General features: G+C 66.1%; 16 protein-coding genes and 1 pseudogene. 11 read left to right on the top strand and 6 right to left on the bottom strand.

Annotated elements, in window-relative coordinates; translation table 11 throughout:
- Nucleotides 1–94 precede the first annotated feature (94 nt).
- The 4 genes and pseudogenes from V9L18_RS05370 (at nt 95) to efeB (ending at nt 3,964) form a co-directional block, all read left to right on the top strand.
- Entirely contained in the window at nt 95–868 is a 774-nt protein-coding gene (locus tag V9L18_RS05370; RefSeq protein ID WP_337346137.1) for an ANTAR domain-containing protein, read from the top strand.
- Nucleotides 869–990: 122 nt separating this feature from the next.
- A pseudogene (locus V9L18_RS05365) lies at nt 991–1,209 on the top strand (high-affinity Fe2+/Pb2+ permease); the annotation flags it as partial.
- 215 nt (nt 1,210–1,424) lie between these two features.
- On the top strand, nt 1,425–2,585 hold the full coding sequence (gene efeO, locus V9L18_RS05360; RefSeq protein WP_337346135.1) for an iron uptake system protein EfeO: 1,161 nt from the start codon (nt 1,425–1,427) through the stop codon (nt 2,583–2,585).
- Complete coding sequence (efeB, locus tag V9L18_RS05355) at nt 2,582–3,964, top strand: iron uptake transporter deferrochelatase/peroxidase subunit (RefSeq protein ID WP_337346134.1); 1,383 nt, start codon at nt 2,582–2,584, stop codon at nt 3,962–3,964. Before efeO ends, efeB begins: the two co-directional genes overlap by 4 nt.
- Before the next feature lie 266 nt (nt 3,965–4,230).
- Here the strand turns inward: efeB and V9L18_RS05350 are convergent, their stop codons facing one another.
- The 4 genes from V9L18_RS05350 to V9L18_RS05335 form a co-directional block, all read right to left on the bottom strand.
- Nucleotides 4,231–4,698 carry an SRPBCC family protein gene (locus tag V9L18_RS05350; protein ID WP_337346133.1) on the bottom strand — a complete coding sequence of 156 codons (468 nt, stop codon included), beginning with the start codon at nt 4,696–4,698 and terminating at the stop codon, nt 4,231–4,233.
- A gap of 77 nt (nt 4,699–4,775) precedes the next feature.
- Complete coding sequence (locus tag V9L18_RS05345; RefSeq protein ID WP_337346132.1) at nt 4,776–5,981, bottom strand: RNA polymerase sigma factor; 1,206 nt, start codon at nt 5,979–5,981, stop codon at nt 4,776–4,778.
- A gap of 48 nt (nt 5,982–6,029) precedes the next feature.
- Nucleotides 6,030–6,449, bottom strand: a complete 420-nt coding sequence (locus V9L18_RS05340) for a YciI family protein (protein ID WP_337346131.1) — start codon at nt 6,447–6,449, stop codon at nt 6,030–6,032.
- Between the two features lie 101 nt (nt 6,450–6,550).
- A complete protein-coding gene (locus V9L18_RS05335) occupies nt 6,551–7,222 on the bottom strand; it encodes a PAS and ANTAR domain-containing protein (protein ID WP_337346130.1) in 672 nt (223 codons plus the stop codon).
- Nucleotides 7,223–7,614: 392 nt separating this feature from the next.
- Between V9L18_RS05335 and V9L18_RS05330 the strand changes: the two genes are divergently transcribed.
- From V9L18_RS05330 to V9L18_RS05300, 7 genes are all read left to right on the top strand, one after another.
- The gene (locus V9L18_RS05330) at nt 7,615–7,923 is read left to right on the top strand and encodes a heavy-metal-associated domain-containing protein (RefSeq protein ID WP_337346129.1); all 309 of its coding nucleotides are present in this window, start codon (nt 7,615–7,617) and stop codon (nt 7,921–7,923) included.
- Between the two features lie 33 nt (nt 7,924–7,956).
- A complete protein-coding gene (locus V9L18_RS05325; RefSeq protein WP_337346128.1) occupies nt 7,957–10,038 on the top strand; it encodes a heavy metal translocating P-type ATPase in 2,082 nt (693 codons plus the stop codon).
- Between the two features lie 25 nt (nt 10,039–10,063).
- Nucleotides 10,064–10,552, top strand: coding sequence for a hypothetical protein (locus tag V9L18_RS05320; RefSeq protein ID WP_337346127.1), 489 nt, complete (start codon nt 10,064–10,066; stop codon nt 10,550–10,552).
- Between the two features lie 138 nt (nt 10,553–10,690).
- On the top strand, nt 10,691–11,314 hold the full coding sequence (locus tag V9L18_RS05315) for a DUF305 domain-containing protein (RefSeq protein ID WP_337346126.1): 624 nt from the start codon (nt 10,691–10,693) through the stop codon (nt 11,312–11,314).
- A 204-nt stretch (nt 11,315–11,518) separates the two neighbouring features.
- On the top strand, nt 11,519–12,172 hold the full coding sequence (locus tag V9L18_RS05310; RefSeq protein ID WP_337346125.1) for an arsenate reductase/protein-tyrosine-phosphatase family protein: 654 nt from the start codon (nt 11,519–11,521) through the stop codon (nt 12,170–12,172).
- Nucleotides 12,173–12,250: 78 nt separating this feature from the next.
- On the top strand, nt 12,251–13,363 hold the full coding sequence (locus V9L18_RS05305; protein ID WP_337346124.1) for an LCP family protein: 1,113 nt from the start codon (nt 12,251–12,253) through the stop codon (nt 13,361–13,363).
- A gap of 18 nt (nt 13,364–13,381) precedes the next feature.
- A complete protein-coding gene (locus tag V9L18_RS05300; protein WP_337346123.1) occupies nt 13,382–14,512 on the top strand; it encodes an LCP family protein in 1,131 nt (376 codons plus the stop codon).
- A 6-nt stretch (nt 14,513–14,518) separates the two neighbouring features.
- On the opposite strand, the gene V9L18_RS05295 is transcribed toward V9L18_RS05300, so the two are convergent.
- Nucleotides 14,519–15,328: an SDR family oxidoreductase gene (locus V9L18_RS05295; RefSeq protein ID WP_337346122.1), complete on the bottom strand. Its 810-nt coding sequence runs from the start codon at nt 15,326–15,328 to the stop codon at nt 14,519–14,521.
- 17 nt (nt 15,329–15,345) lie between these two features.
- The gene (locus V9L18_RS05290; protein ID WP_337346121.1) at nt 15,346–15,729 is read right to left on the bottom strand and encodes a hypothetical protein; all 384 of its coding nucleotides are present in this window, start codon (nt 15,727–15,729) and stop codon (nt 15,346–15,348) included.
- Nucleotides 15,730–15,746: the final 17 nt, after the last annotated feature.

Raw genomic sequence — 15,746 nt, 5'->3', positions numbered from 1 at the left:
AGTACTAACTACTCGTGTGCCCCGGTTGTGAGCCCCCTAGGCTCGGGATTGGCTGCAGTAGCGACGGCCCTTCTCACTTGATGGGGGCGATCACGTGAACGATGGTCAAACACATACCGGCAGGGACTCGGACGAACTTGAGCTGCCGACCCACTGGCGCTGGGACGGCACGGATCTCCTTTACGATCTGGTGGCACCCACGGAGGCCGCGTCACTGGACGTGCTCGCTGGCCTAGGGGCCGCGGCCCTGACCAGGGCCGCCGACGCGGTCCTTGACTGTGCGGTGACCCTCCGGGCACCGAAGCGGAAACCGGTCACGGCCGGCGCGCCTGACGCAGCCGTGGCGCTCACCAGGTGGGACCAGGAACATTCGCACGGCCCGGCGTCGGAATCGCTGGACGGCAGCGTTGCCATCCTCCTCAACGCCGAATCCCGGGACCCGCGGTGGCCTCACTACCGCCAACGGCTGCAGGCGGCTGGCTACTTGAGCGCTATGAGCCTTCCTTTGAAGGTGAATCACGGCTATTCCGGCGCTCTGTCTTTCTTCGCGGCCGAGCCCAACATCTTCACCACTGAGCTCATGTCGCAGGCTTTTGCTTTCCGGGATGTTGGATCGAGGAGCCTGCGCCTGGCGACGCAGGTGCGGCGGGCGTCCGAATTCACAGACCAGCTGCGCTCGGCCCTGATCAGCCGCACGACGATAGACATCGCCTGCGGCGTGATCATGGGGCAGAACAGATGCTCCTACGACGAAGCCTTCGACATCCTAGCCAGGGCCTCAAGCCACCGGAACGTGAAGCTGCGCCTCCTCGCGGAATCAATCCTGGAAGGCTACGGCGGCGCCCCCGAACCCCACTTCGACAGCTGATGCTTGACGCCTATTGCAGTAGGAAATAGCTCACAAAAACTTTGCTAAATTGGCACAGCTGGGTACTCTTCCTTCTTAGGTAAGCCTAACCTTGGCTTCCACGAGGCGAGGTGCACTGGCGAATGACCGCGAACTATCTGTTTGGCCTGTGCGAAGGCCTTGAGGCGACCCTCGTCATCGTCCTGCTGATGGCCTACCTGTCCAAGAGTGGCCGGTCGCATCTGCTCCCCAAGCTGTGGGCCGGCGTGGGAGTTGCCGAGGGCTTCGAGGCCCTCCTCAGTTTCGGCCCCCGCGGACTGACGTTCGAAACGCAGGAGGCCATCGGCGGTAGCCTGTCCATCCGCCGTCATCCTGGTACGGAACGCTGCTCAAGGGCACCTTGAACTTCTCCCCCGCCACTACCTGGCTGCTGTACGTCCCGCCGGTGATGTTTTTCATCCTCCGCACCGATCACCGCGCGCATGACCCGGTGGATGAGCCCCAGAGCCCGCCGACTTTCGCGTCAAAATCCTAGCCTTCCCCCTCCACACCACCACATCCCCAAAGGAATATCCCCATGCCTCAGTTCGCCAACCGGCATTTCCGTTACATGCTGGCCGCAGCTATCCTTCCGCTGGCACTGGCCGCTTGCACGAGCAACAGCGCTCCGGCCGCCACCGGCCCCATCAAGGTTTCCAGCACCAATGACGTTTGCTCGCTGTCCACCGCGAGCGCCAAGAGCGGCAACATCACGTTCGCCATCCAGAACGATGGCGACCAGGTCACCGAGTTCTACCTCCTCGCCGAAGACGGCCTGCGCATCATCGGCGAGGTGGAGAACATCGGACCGGGTCTGACCCGCAACCTGGTGGCCACTGCACCCGCCGGCAAGTACATAACTGCGTGCAAGCCGGGCATGCAGGGCGAGGGCATCCGCTCCGCCTTCGAGATCACCGAATCCGGGGACACGCCCGCAGTGGACACCAACATCAAGGCCCTCACGGACACTGGCACGGCCCAGTACATGGCGTACGTCAAGGACCAGGCCGAGCAGCTCCTGGCCGGCACCAAGGAGTTCGCCGCAGCCTACGCCGCCGGCGATGCCGCCAAGGCCCGGGACCTCTACGCCGCCACCCGGATGCATTGGGAGCGGATCGAACCCATTGCGGAATCCTTCGGCGACCTCGACCCGAAGCTGGATGCCCGAGAGGCAGACCTTGCGCCGGGCGAGGAATGGACTGGCTGGCACCGCGCCGAAAAGGACCTCTTCCCGCCTGCCGGATTCGCTGCGCTGAGTGCAACCGAACGCGAAAGGCTCTCCGCCCAACTGGTCGCCGACACCGAGGACCTGGTCAGCCGTACCCGCAACGTTGAACTCACCCCCGACAAGTTGGGCAACGGCGCCAAGGAACTGCTGGACGAAGTTGCTACCGGCAAGGTCACCGGTGAAGAGGAAATTTGGTCGCACACGGACCTCTGGGACTTCCAGGCCAACGTGGACGGCGCCCGGATCGCCTTTGAGAACCTCAAACCCGTCCTGGAGCAGAAAGACCCGGCACTCGCCACGTCGCTGGAGGCGAAGTTCGCCGCTCTCCAGGCCCAACTCACCCAGCACGACCGCGGCGAAGGCTTCATGTACTACGACGAGCTAACCCCGGAGCAGGTACAAAAGCTCGCCGCCCTGGTGGACGCCCTCGGTGAGCCGCTGTCCAACCTGACCGCCGCCGTCGTTCTGTGAGCGGCTGCCCGTACGGCGGGGGCCAGGCGGGAAGAGACGCTGCCGGACCGGACGCACTCGGTGCAGACACTTCCGCCGCCGAATCGGCCAAAAGTGAGGCGCCGGCGACGCGCATGTCGCGCAGGGGCCTCCTGGCACTGGCCGGCGTAGGCGGTGCAGGAGCCATTGCAGGCGTGGCCGCAGGCCTGCTCAGCCATGACGCTTTGGCTCCCGCTACAGCTCCGACCCCGGCCGAAGCAGACGTTGTGCCGTTCCACGGAAGCATCCAGGCCGGCATCACCACACCGGCTCAGGACCGCCTGCATATGGCTGCCTTCGACGTCACCACGGACGACCGCGGCGCCTTGATCCGGCTCTTGAGAGACTGGACGGCGGCCGCCGAGGCCATGAGCCAAGGCCGCCAAACTGGCACCACCGGCGCGGCGGACGGCCCCTACGACGCGCCGCCGGAGGACACTGGCGAAGCCTTAGGCCTCAGCGCTGCAAAGCTCACTGTGACCTTCGGGTTCGGCGCTGGCCTGTTCGAAAAGGACGGCAAAGTCCGCTTCGGGTTGGAAGGCCGCCGCCCCGAAGCCCTGATCGACCTGCCACATTTCCCCGGCGATGACCTGCAACCGAACCGCAGCGGCGGCGATATCGTCGTTCAGGCCTGCGCGGACGATCCGCAGGTGGCCGTCCACGCCATCCGCAACCTCGCCCGCATCGGCTTCGGCACGGTCCGGGTGCGCTGGTCCCAGCTCGGCTTTGGCCGCACCTCCTCGACGTCCCGGAGCCAGCAGACCCCACGCAACCTTTTCGGATTCAAGGACGGCACCAACAACATCAAAGCCGAAGATACAGCCCTGCTGAACGAACACGTGTGGGCGGGTGCAGGCTCCCGTCCAGAGGAAGCATGGATGCAGGGCGGCAGCTACCTGGTGGCCCGCCGGATCCGTATGCACATCGAGATCTGGGACCGCACCTCGCTCCGCGAACAGGAGGGCTTGATCGGGCGGACCAAGTCCGAAGGGTCCCCGCTATCCGGAGGCAAGGAATTCAGCGCCCCTGATTTTGCCCTTAAAGGCAAGGACGGCGAACCCTTGATTGGTATGGACGCTCACGTCCGAATGGCCCACGCCGACCAGAACGACGGAGTCCGGATGCTCCGCCGAGGCTACAACTACACCGACGGCTCCGACGGGCTGGGGCACCTCGACGCCGGTTTGTTCTTCGTTGCCTTCGTCAGGGATCCCCGCACGCACTACGTCCCGATGCAGATGGCCATGGCCAAGCAGGACACCATGGCCGTGGAATACCTCAAACACACCGGCTCGGCCCTGGCAGCGGTCCCTCCCGGCGTCCAGCCGGGAGGATACATCGGCGAAGGGCTTTTTACGTAGGCGCCCTGCATTCCGGGGACCTGCTGGTCCTGGTGGACCACGATTCGGCTGCCCGGCAGGTTCAGATCCTGGTGCTGCTTGGCGAGTTCCAGGGCTGCCTCAGCGTTCCCGGTCCATCCATACGAGGACTGAACGCGGACTTCGAACTGCCCCGCATCCTCACAGCCCGAACACCGTTGCCGGCTTCCGCGGCCCGGGCCCGCATGAACGGTGCCGCCCAACACCGCTCGTGCGGCCCACGGCAGCTCATGCGGGACAAGGCGGCCCTAGTGAGTACGCGCGGACGCCGCTGCCGAGAGTGCCTGCAGGCCCTTTTCGAAGTCTCCGCCCACCATCTTGTCCATGTTCATGAACAGGGCGAAGACCTTGGCCAATCCCTTGTTCTCGCCCGTCATGGTCCACTTCACGTTGGTGCCGCCGTCGACCGGGGTCAGCGTGAAGGTGGTGGGGTTCACGGCCTTGAACGGCTTGGTGAACTCGAGCCGGACCCTGACCAATCGGGGCTCCGTGGACTCCACGATTTCCATGTTTCCGCTGCCGGCCTTGCGGTTGCCGCTCCAGGAGTATTTCGCGCCGACGCCGGCAGCGTTGCCGGAATAGTGGCGTTCCAGGGCGGGGTCCACCTTCTCCCAGGGAGACCACTGGGTCCATTCGTGGAAGTTGTTGATGAGCGGGAAGATTGCCTCGGCCGGAGCCGGAATGAATGCGCTGCGGGTCACTTCATAGGTAGACATGCTGCCAGCATAGTGCGGGGCCGTCCTGCCCGGGAGTGCCCGGCCCCGGCGCCCCCGACCCGGTGGCACTTCCGGCGTCAGGACGGGCTAAGGGCGCTGATTTTGCGCTCCAGCGCGGCCCTTTCCGCCGCGTTCCCGCACAGCTCCAGGGCCTGCAGCAGGGCGTGTCGGGCTTCGTCGACGCGGCGCAGCCGGGTGAGGAGCTCGCCACGGACGGACGGAAGAAGGTGCGAACCGTTGAGTTCGCCCCGCCCGGCGATCTCCTCCACCAGGGCCAGCCCGTCGGCCGGGCCGGACGCCATGGCTACCGCCACCGCCCGGTTGAGTTCAATGATGGGCGACGGCGTGAGCTGGCCGAGTGCCTCATACAGTCCAACGATCCGGGGCCAGTTAGTCTCCGCCACCGAGTGCGCAACCGCATGGCATTCGGCGATGGACGCCTGCAGGCCATAGGCACCCAGCCCGCGGCCGCCGTCGGCCTTTGCCAGCGCCGCACGTCCGCGCCGGATCGCCGACTGGTCCCATAGCCGCCGGTCCTGGTCCTCGAGGAGGACCGGCTGGCCGGACTTGTCCAGGCGGGCGGGAAAGCGGGCGGCGGTCAACTCCATCAGGGCGAGCAGCCCGAAGACCTCCGGCTGCGGATCGAGCCGCACCAGCGTGCGGGCCAGCCGCTGCGCCTCGCCGGCGAGGTCCCGCCGGATCCACGAGTCCCCGCCGGAGGCAAACGACCCCTCCGTGAAGATGAGGTAGACCACCTGCAGCACCGAACCCAGCCGTTCGGCCCGCTCCCGGGGCTCGGGCACGGCAAAGGGCACGTTGGCGGCGGCCAGGGTTTTCTTGGCGCGCGTGATGCGGGCCTGGATCGTTGCCACCGGCACCAGGAACGCTTTCGCGATGGCCTCGCTCCCCAGCCCGCCCACCACGCGCAGGGTCAACGCGATGCGCGCCTCCTTGGACAGCACCGGGTGGCAGGAGATGAACATCAGCGCCAGGACGTCGTCGTCGATGGCTTCAGGGTCGAACAAGGCATCCGGACCGGGTTCCTCCGGGGACAGGTCCCGGGCCAGCATTGCGTATCGCTCGTCCGCTGCGGAGCGGCGCCGGAAGGCATCTATGGCACGACGGCGGCCGGTGGTCAGGAGCCAGCCCGTCGGTTCGTGGGGGACGCCGTTAACGGACCAGGAGACGAGCGCCTCGGCCAGCGCCTCCTGCGCCAGGTCTTCGGCGAGGGCGAAATCGCCAGTGAAGCGGGCGAGGGCGCCGACGATTCGTGCGGCTTCCATCCGCCACACAGCCTCGACGGCGCCCCTCGCCGCGGTGGATCCCACCGGTCAGAGCTGCCCGGTCTGCTCGCGCCAGGCGCGTTCCTTCTGGATCCATTCGTTATCCTGCGGGAATTCGTCGATGGTGGGCACGCGCCGGATCTCGGTCTTGCTGCCTTCCGTCATCGGCGCCCGCTTGGCCCACTCAACCGCTTCCTCCTTGGAGGCGACGTCCAGGAGGTAGAAGCCGTTGAACAGCTCCTTCGTCTCGCCATAGGGCCCGTCGGTGACTACCGGCTGCTCGCCGGTGAAGTCCACCACGACGCCTTCCTTGGGATCATCGAGGCCTTCGGCTGCCAGCAGGACGCCGGCGCGGATCAGTTCGTCGTTGAACTTGCCCATGGCAGTCAGGGCCTCGGTGAAGTCGACGTCCGTGAACCTGGCGAGGGACTCGTCGGTTGCCCGCATGATCAGCATGTACTTGGCCATTTCAATCTTCTCCTTGAGTGTGGAAGGTCGCCCTTCGACCTTCTCACCCATAGGTCGAACGGCACCACCGCAGATCGACACAACTGAAGAAAAACTTTTGGCTAGCTTCGGGTGTCCCGCCGCTGACGCTTGGGTTTCCCGTTCACGATCGTCCGGACAGCCGCATCCAGCTGGTCCAGGGTGCCTTTGGCGTCTGCCAGGGCCATAAGCTCCGCCGCTACGACCGCCAGCTTGAGGTTGCTGCGGCTGCTGTGGCCGATCAGCAGCTTGAACGCCTCCTCCGCGCCGATCCCCAGCCTGCCCATCAGCAGTCCCCGGGCCTGGTCAATGACGCTGCGGGTGGCGGTGGCACGCTCCACGGCTTCGCGGGCGGCCACTTCGGTCTCCCGCTGGAGGGTGGCGGTCAGGTCCACCATCATCCCGTCGATCGCGGTGACCGTTCCTGCCGGGTCAACAGTCCCCTCGCCGGAAGTCAGGACCTGGTGAAGGCGGCCGTGGGCGTCGATGATCCGGTGATAGATGGAGAAATGGCCGCCATGGCAGCAGATCTCAGCGATGATTTCCTGGGCCCGCGGCCTGTCGTCAGGATGCTTGTGGGCGAAGATCAGCTCGATAGAGGGCACCACCTCGCCCCGCTTGTAGCCGTGCAGCTCAAACAGGCCGTCGGAAAACTTCACGGTCCCGCTGACCAGGTCAATGTGGTAGGTCCCGGCTGGGCAATTCCGCGTCCCCAAAGCACTCGAATACGTGTAGGGGCTGCTCAAATCCGACAATTGGGCACCTCCAGGCGTTCCGTAGGCCGCCTCCCCTGGGCGGGTCAACCCATTATGGCAAGGAATCCCGCATTTGAGACGTTTGTATCCCCACGGTGACGTCCCGCCGTCGAACCCTCTCTCACTTCGCTGGTCCGTTGCTCTATCACTTGTGGTCCCCAAAAGGCCCCCAGAAGGACCCTAAGTGATAGAGCAACACATCCTCCTGCTGGACGCGGCACCCGGCGTCCGCCGCCTCCTAAGTGCGGGCAGGGTTGACGCAGATACCCCCTGGGGGTATATTTTCAGTGTTGTCAGTGAAGTGGTATGTCCAGGCCCGGTGCCCCGCACCCGCCATCACAGCCGTTCAACCCCAGCGCCCATTGGACCTTCGTCAACGAATGGAAACTGACATGCCTGGTATTGGAAACCGCACCGAATTGCCTCAGGCCACCTCCGCCGTCGGCTGCAGCTGCTGCTCGACCGGCGCCTCGGCTCACCCCCAGCGGAACTCGGCCGACGCCGAATACTCCGTTGAGGGCCTGACCTGCGGACACTGCGTTGAGACTGTGCAGAGGGCCGCGACCGCCGTCGAAGGCGTCACCGCCGCCACCGTTGAACTGGTAGCAGGCGGGACGTCGCGCCTCCTGATTTCCGGATCGGCCGATCCCGTCGCGATCCGTGAGGCAGTTTCCACTGCCGGGTACACCATTAGCCGCTGAACCGGCCCACCGCGTCCTCACCAGGGAGGAATCATGCAACACCACAGCGCCACCGCCGAACATCACCACCACGAAAACCACGCGTCCACCGGGCACAGCACCCAGGACGCCCACACCGTCCACACCTCCGGTCAGCACGCCGGCCACAGCACCGCCATGTTCAAAAACAGGTTCTGGACGGCCCTCGCCCTCTCCATCCCCGTGGTGTACTTCAGCCCCATGGTGGGCCACCTTCTGGGTTACATGCCGCCCGTGTTTCCCGGATCCGCCTGGATTCCACCAGTCCTGGGAACGGTGATCTTCCTTTACGGGGGTCAGCCGTTCCTGAAGGGCGGGCTGCGGGAACTGAAAGACCGGCGCCCTGGCATGATGCTGCTGATCGGCATGGCCATCAGCGTTGCTTTTGTTGCCTCATGGGTCACCACGCTGGGCATCGGCGGCTTCGACCTGGACTTCTGGTGGGAACTGGCCCTGCTGGTGGCCATCATGCTTCTGGGCCACTGGATTGAAATGCGTGCCCTCGGCTCCGCGCAGGGCGCACTGGATGCCCTTGCCGCGCTGCTCCCGGACGAGGCTGAACGCGTAACCCCCACCGGCACCGAGACCGTTCCCGTCTCCGAACTGAGCGAAGGCGACATCGTCCTGGTCCGCTCCGGCGCCCGGTTACCTGCTGACGGCAGGGTCGTTGAGGGGCAGGCCGAGTTCGATGAGTCCATGATCACAGGTGAGTCCAAGACAGTGCCCCGCTCGCCAGGCGACGCTGTCGTGGCCGGAACGGTGGCCACCGACAACTCCGTGCGCGTCCGCGTGACCGCCGTCGGCGACAACACCGCCCTGGCTGGCATCCAGCGGCTGGTTGCGGAGGCCCAGGCATCCTCTTCGCGCGCCCAGGCGCTCGCCGACCGGGCAGCAGCGTTCCTGTTCTACTTTGCCGCTGGAGCGGGTGTGCTCACCTTCGTTGCCTGGACCTTGCTTGGCAGCGTCCCGGAAGCCGTGGCCCGCACCGTCACGGTGCTGGTGATTGCCTGCCCGCACGCCCTCGGCCTGGCGATCCCACTGGTCATCGCGATCTCCACCGAGCAGGCGGCACGGGCAGGTGTGCTGATCAAGAACCGGATGGCCCTCGAACGGATGCGCACCATCGACGTCGTCCTCTTCGACAAAACCGGAACGCTCACCACGGGTGAGCCGGAGCTCAAGGACATCGCAACGTCCGACGGCGGAAGCCGGGACGGGCTGCTTGCGCTCGCCGCCGCCGTGGAGGCGGACAGCGAACACCCGGTTGCCCGTGCCATCGTCAGGGCGGCGCGGCAGCGGAACCTGAACATCCCGCACGCCACCGGCTTCACTTCCCTGACCGGACGAGGAGTCCGCGCCAGCGTGGACGGCCGCACCATCCAGGTGGGCGGCCCGGCCCTACTGCGCGAACTGGGCCTTTCGGAACCTGAATCTGTGGCTTCCTCGACCGCGGAGTGGATGGAACGCGGGGCTGCGGTCCTGCACGTTGTCGACGGTGACCGGATCCTGGGGGCCGTCAGCCTGGAGGATGCGGTCCGAACCGAATCGCGCCAGGCCGTAGCGGCGCTGCAGGACCGGGGCATCAAGGTTGCCATGGTTACCGGCGATGCCCGGCAGGTTGCGGAGGCCGTGGCGGCCGAGCTGCACATCGACGAGGTCTTCGCCGAAGTCCTGCCGGCGGACAAGGACAAGAAAGTGGCCGAGCTGCAGGCCCGAGGGCTGAAGGTGGCCATGGTGGGCGACGGCGTCAACGACTCCCCTGCGCTGGCCCGGGCAGAAGTGGGTATCGCGATCGGGGCGGGCACCGACGTCGCCATGGAATCGGCAGGCGTTGTGCTGGCCGGCAACGATCCCCGGGCCGTGCTGTCCATGGTGGACCTCTCCCGCGCCAGCTACCGGAAGATGTGGCAGAACCTGGTCTGGGCCACCGGCTACAACGTCATTTCCGTTCCGCTGGCCGCCGGTGTACTCGCGTTCGCCGGAGTGGTGCTCTCCCCCGCGGCGGCCGCTGTCCTGATGTCCGCCTCGACTATTGTGGTGGCACTGAACGCCCAACTGCTTCGTCGGATTAGGCTGAACCCGGAGCAGGTCCGTTGACGCTGAGGCAGGGAGGATCGTCGGCATGAACGTTGCAGCCCGACGCCGGCTGGCAACCCTGATGGGGCGTGCCGTGCTGCTCGCCGGGATCCTGGCCATCGTGGCGGGAATCCTGGGGATGCACACCCTGACCGGCAACCACGCCGCGCACACGCTGGGAGCCGGGGCGCCGCCGTCGTACGCCACAGCGGCTCCCACCGGGCACGGTCCTAGCGCGCACAACGGGCACGGTTCTGGCGCGCACAGCCACAGCGCACCCAGCAGCGTGGTGCGGGGCGAGCCCGCCGCCTACGGCGCATCCGCCGTGGCGTGCAGCGACACTCTGGGCAGCACGGAGTCCCCGGCCGTGGCCTGCACTCCCCTGGCCAAGGCCGGTTCCCTTAGTGCCCCCGAACCGGGCAGCGCGGGGCAGCTTGCGGACGCACGGGTCCGTTCCGGTGTGGGAACCATGCGGTTCTACCCTTACCTGCCCGATGGCCCGTCCCCGGGAGATCTCTCCATCAGCCGGACGTAAAGGGCACGACGCCGGGCCCACAGTCCCGCGATCTGCCTGCCCGATGTGCACCATCGGGCCGTCCGCCGCGCCAACTGCGCGGCATGCCAAGACTCCGGCGCCCCCTGCGCCGAACACAACCTGAAGGACGGATTTCCCATGAACACCCAGAAACTTGGCGTGGCAGCCGCACTCGCCGCTGCCCTTTCACTCACCGGATGCGCCGCCGGCGCTGGCACCGGCACTACGCCGTCGCACGGCATGAACCATGGCAGTTCCAGCCCGATGTCCAGCATGATGCCGGACGCCTCGGCGGACCACAACGCCGCGGACATCATGTTCGCTCAGATGATGATCCCCCACCACGCACAGGCCGTGGAAATGAGCGAGATCATGCTGGCGAAAACTGGCATTCCGGCCTCAGTAGCCTCCCTGGCCACCCGGATCAAGGCGGCGCAGGCTCCCGAAATCGAGCAGATGACGGACTGGCTCGAGGATTGGAACCAGCCCACCGGCATGATGACCGGGCACGCCATGCATGGCGGGGACATGGCCGGCATGGTCAGCGCCGAGGACCTGGACAAACTCAAGGCCGCCCAGGGCACAGAAGCTGCGAAGCTGTTCCTGACGCAGATGATCGCCCATCACGAGGGCGCCATCGCCATGGCCCAAACCGAGGTCGAGTCCGGCGAGTTCACCAAAACCATCGAGCTGGCCAACGCGATCATCACCTCGCAGCAGGCGGAAATCGAGGAGATGAAGGAGTTGCTCGCCGCAGTGTGACAACCGCCTGACCGCTTTCCCTCGCGATGCTCTATCACTTCCGGTTCCTAACAGCCACGTTTAGCAACCAAGAGTGATAGAGCATCGTTGGAAGTGTCGCGAAAGGTGAGAAAGCGTTTCGACGGCGGCGGCGGCGCCTTCCCGTGTTAAGTTGAAATGTGCGGACCGACCGGTCCGGCGCACCGGCTGGAAAGAGTACCCCTGTTGCAACTGCCCGACCCTGCCTCCGCGCAAGTGAGAATACTGACCGTCTGTACGGGCAACATCTGCCGTTCCCCCGTCGCCGAGCGGCTCCTGCAGGCAGGCTTGGACCAGGCGGTTCCGGGCGGTTTTGTGGTCACCAGCGCCGGCACGCATGCCATGGTGGGCGATCCCATCCAGCCGCCGTCCGCGGACATCGTGCGCACATTTGGCGGCAACGCAGAAGGCTTCGCCGCCCGTCAGCTGACCAGCAGGATCCTGCGCGGCGTGGATCTGGTACTCACCATGACGTCGGGCCACCGCGGTGAGGTCCTGAAGCTGGACGCGTCCGTCCTGAAGCGCACCTTCACCATCCGCGAGTTCGCCCGGATGCTCGACGTCCTGGATGACCGCGCCACCGCCCCTGGAACAGCGGAAACACCAACAGAAGCAACGCACGACGCCGGCAAGCGGCTGGCAGCGAACGCCGAGGCCTGGCGCGGCCTCCCCGCCAGGGCCGCAGCGGTCCGGCACCTGTCCCTGCCGTCGGACTCGTCAGAGAACGACGTCATCGACCCCTACCGCCGTGGCCTGGACATCTACCGCCAAATGGAGGACGAACTGGCCCCGGCCATCGTCTCCATCCTGCGCCATGCACGGCTGAACGCCCCCGCCTGACCTGACTGCGGCTGATTGTGCGGGTTTTCTGCGGATTTCCCCGATGTAACGCCGGAACACCGGTGCTAATTTTCGGAAATGGGCACCCATGCCGCGGATCCAAGGTCGACCAACCGCGCCAATGCCGCACGCCTTCATCGTCCCGTCATCGTTGCTCTCCAGGTGCTGATGGTGCTCGCAGTCCTCGTTCCTATGCTCAAGGACGCGTATCTATTCAATCTCGGCAGGATCTTCGACTCAGAAACCACCAAGATCGAACAAGCCTTCCCGGCAGAATCCACCCGACCGCAGCCGTCCGTCCCTGGGGCGGCCGTAGGCGGTACCGCAGCCAATCCAGCAGCGGCGGGGGCCCCGCCGTCGAACACCCGCAGCTCCCTGAACATCCTGGTGATGGGCAGTGACAGGCGCGCGTCCTCCAGTGAGAAGGCTGCCGCCGGCGCCGCCTCCAACCAGCGCGCTGACGCCCTCATGCTGGTCCACATTCCCGCGGACCGCACCAAGGTCTACTCCATCTCCCTGATGCGTGACCTCTGGGTGGGAATCAAGGACCACGGCCACGCCAAGATCAATGCTGCGCTGGCATTCGGCGGCGTCCCGCTGATGGTCCACACCGTGGAGTCCATCTTTGGCCAGCGCGTAGACCATGTCGCCATGATCGACTTCGAAGGCTTCGTGGGGATGACTGATGCCGTGGGCGGGGTCGAAGTGGACATCCCGGCGCCATTTGTGTCCCGCCACGACCGGATATCCTTCCCCGCGGGCCCGAACACCCTGGACGGTGTACACGCCTTGGAGTTTGTCCGTGAGCGGTACGCCTTTGCTGACGGCGACTACCAGCGCGTGCGTAACCAGCAGGCATTCGTCAAGGCCCTCCTGGCAAAGAACCTCAGCCAGGACACGGTCCTGAATCCCCTCACTGTCCACAACGTGGTGAGCGCCATGTCACCGTTCGTCAGCGTCGACAGTGGACTCGATGCGGCCACCGTGATCAGGCTCGCGAGGGAGCTGAAGGATGTCCAGCCCGAGGACATGGTGATGTTCACGCTACCGACACGGGGCACGGGGACCACCACCGACGGCCAGTCGATTGTGCTCCCGGACCTCGCGGCCATCGACGCTATCTCCGCGGCCATGGCCACCGACACGCTGGGAGACTATGTAGCGCACAACGGCCTAGAGGGCGGAAACTGATGCCATGGAGGCACAACGATGAGCACCCCATCCGGTTCCGGCCCCAGCAGCCCCGAACCTTCGGTTCCTGGCGGGACCAACCCTGCAGCCCACCCGGCACAGCTGCCGTGGACCGAACGACGGCGGCTGGTGATAGCCGCTGTCCTGGCACTGGTGCTGGTGGCGGGGGTCGTCGTCGCCGTCTTCAGTTTCAACCGCAGCGGTTCCGAATCCCAGGCGCCCGTGGTGACGCAGACGGCCACCCCCAGCGAGACCGCCACGCCGACGCCCACTCAGACCACCCCTCCGCCGGCGCCGGCAGCTCCCCCACCCCCGGAGCCGATCGCCGACCTGCCGCCGGTGCCCATGAACATCCTGCTCATCGGCAGTGACAGCCGCGGCAACGCCCGGGAACAGGCCGCCCACACTATGGCTACAGGCGCCTCGTCAGACCACCGGGCGGACACGCTGATGCTGGTCCACGTCCCGGCAGACCGCCGAACTTTCTACGTTATCTCGCTGATGCGGGACCTGTGGGTCGACATCCCAGGTTACGGCGGGGCAAAGATCAACACCAGCCTTGAGGTGGGCGGGATCGACCTGGCGACGCGGACGGTCGAATCCGTGCTGGGCACCCACATCGACCACACTGTGATGCTGGACTTCCACGGCTTCAAGCTCCTGACGGACGGGCTGGGCGGGATCGACGTCAACGTCACCACACCTTTCCAGTCGACGCACGAAACCCAGCATGTCTTCACCGCCGGCGTGAACCATCTCGACGGCCAGGCTGCCCTGGAGTTCGTCCGCGAGCGCTACGCCTTTGTGGACGGCGACTACCAGCGGGTCCGCAACCAGCAGACCTTCCTCCGGGCCGTCCTTGCGAAGCTGACCAGCGGCGGGGCACTCAACGATGTCAACGCGGTGCGGGCCTTGGTGAACTTTGCCGGGGGATACCTCACGGTGGACCACGGCTTCGATCCGGTGTCCGTGGCCATCCTGGCCTACGCGCTGCGCAACACCGACCCCAATGCCGCGGGGTTCGTCACGCTTCCCACCGCGGGCGTGGGCACCATCGGCGGCGCTTCGGTGGTCCTGCCCGACTACGGCGGGATTAATGCCCTGGCGACGGCCCTGCGGGATGGCCGGATCGCCGAGTACGCGCGCTAGGCACAGTCAGGGCTTGCGCCAGTCGTGGCCGGTGATGTGTGAGCCGGCCTGTGGCCCCATCTGCAGCATGCCGCCGTCAACCGCCCAGGATGCACCGGTCACGTAGCTTGAAGCCGGCGAGGCCAGGAACGCAATGACAGCCGCCACCTCGCGGGCGTCCCCCGGCCTGCCGAGCGGAACGCCGGGACGGTCCTTCGTCGTAGGATCCTCGTCCGTCTGGCCCGTCATGGGCGTTGCGATCTCCCCTGGTGCCACGCTGTTGGCAGTGATACCGAACTCCGCGAGCTCCAGGGCCATGGTCTTGATGAGTCCGCCCAGGCCGTGCTTGGAGGCGTCATAGGCAGCGGCGCCCACGCGCGGCTGGAATTCATGGACACTGGTGACCGCCACGATGCGGCCGCCCCTGCCGGCTTTGACCATGCGCCGGGCGGCGGCCTGCAGGCAGGCGAAAGCCCCCGTGAGGTTCGTATCCACCGTGGTTTTCCACGTCTCCAGGTCAAGGTCCAGGAACGGAGTGCCGTCACCTGTCCCGGCGTTGTTCACAAAGACGTCCACGCCGCCCAGTTCCTCGGCGAGCGAGTCAAGGACCGCTGCCGCTTCTGCCGGACGAGTGGTGTCCAGCCGGCGGACGACGGCGTTGCGCCCGGCGCGCCGGACCTCGTCGGCGGTCTCTTCAGCACCCTTTTCGTCCGTGTGCCATGTGATGCCAATGTCCATCCCGGACGCGGCAAGGGCCACCGCAGTGGCCCTTCCGATGCCCGAGTCGGATCCTGTGACGATCGCCGTCGCCGGTTCGAAGCGCGTGGTGTCTTCCATGCCTTCCTTTCAGCCCGCTATGCCGGCCGCTGCAAACGGGATGCCCTTGAAACAGCTTCCTCTGCCTGGCCCGTTTCGTCCTCCTCCAGCATCAGCGGGACGGCGAAAGTCACCACCAGGCGGGCGTCGGCATCGTCCACCGACCTAATGGTCAGGCTCCTGGTGCCGTACGGGACTGAGGGGGTGAAGACCTGCAGGTTCCGGGAACCGAGGCTGGCGGAGTCGCGGAACCTGTACGGAGTGCCCCAATGGTCTTCGATGGTGATGCGGGGAACCGGCCTGCCGATGGCCGACTTTACGTGGATATTGACCACCAGGCACCTGCTCCAGACCTCCACGGAGAGCACCGTGAACTCCGCGTTCCCGGCCATGTGCAGGCCAAAAGTGGGCGGCAGAAGCATTTGCCGGAGGGTGCCTT

Source organism: Pseudarthrobacter sp. CCNWLW217 (assembly GCF_037203985.1).
Classification (GTDB): Bacteria; Actinomycetota; Actinomycetes; order Actinomycetales; family Micrococcaceae; genus Arthrobacter.
This window is presented reverse-complemented; position numbering and strand designations above follow the sequence as displayed.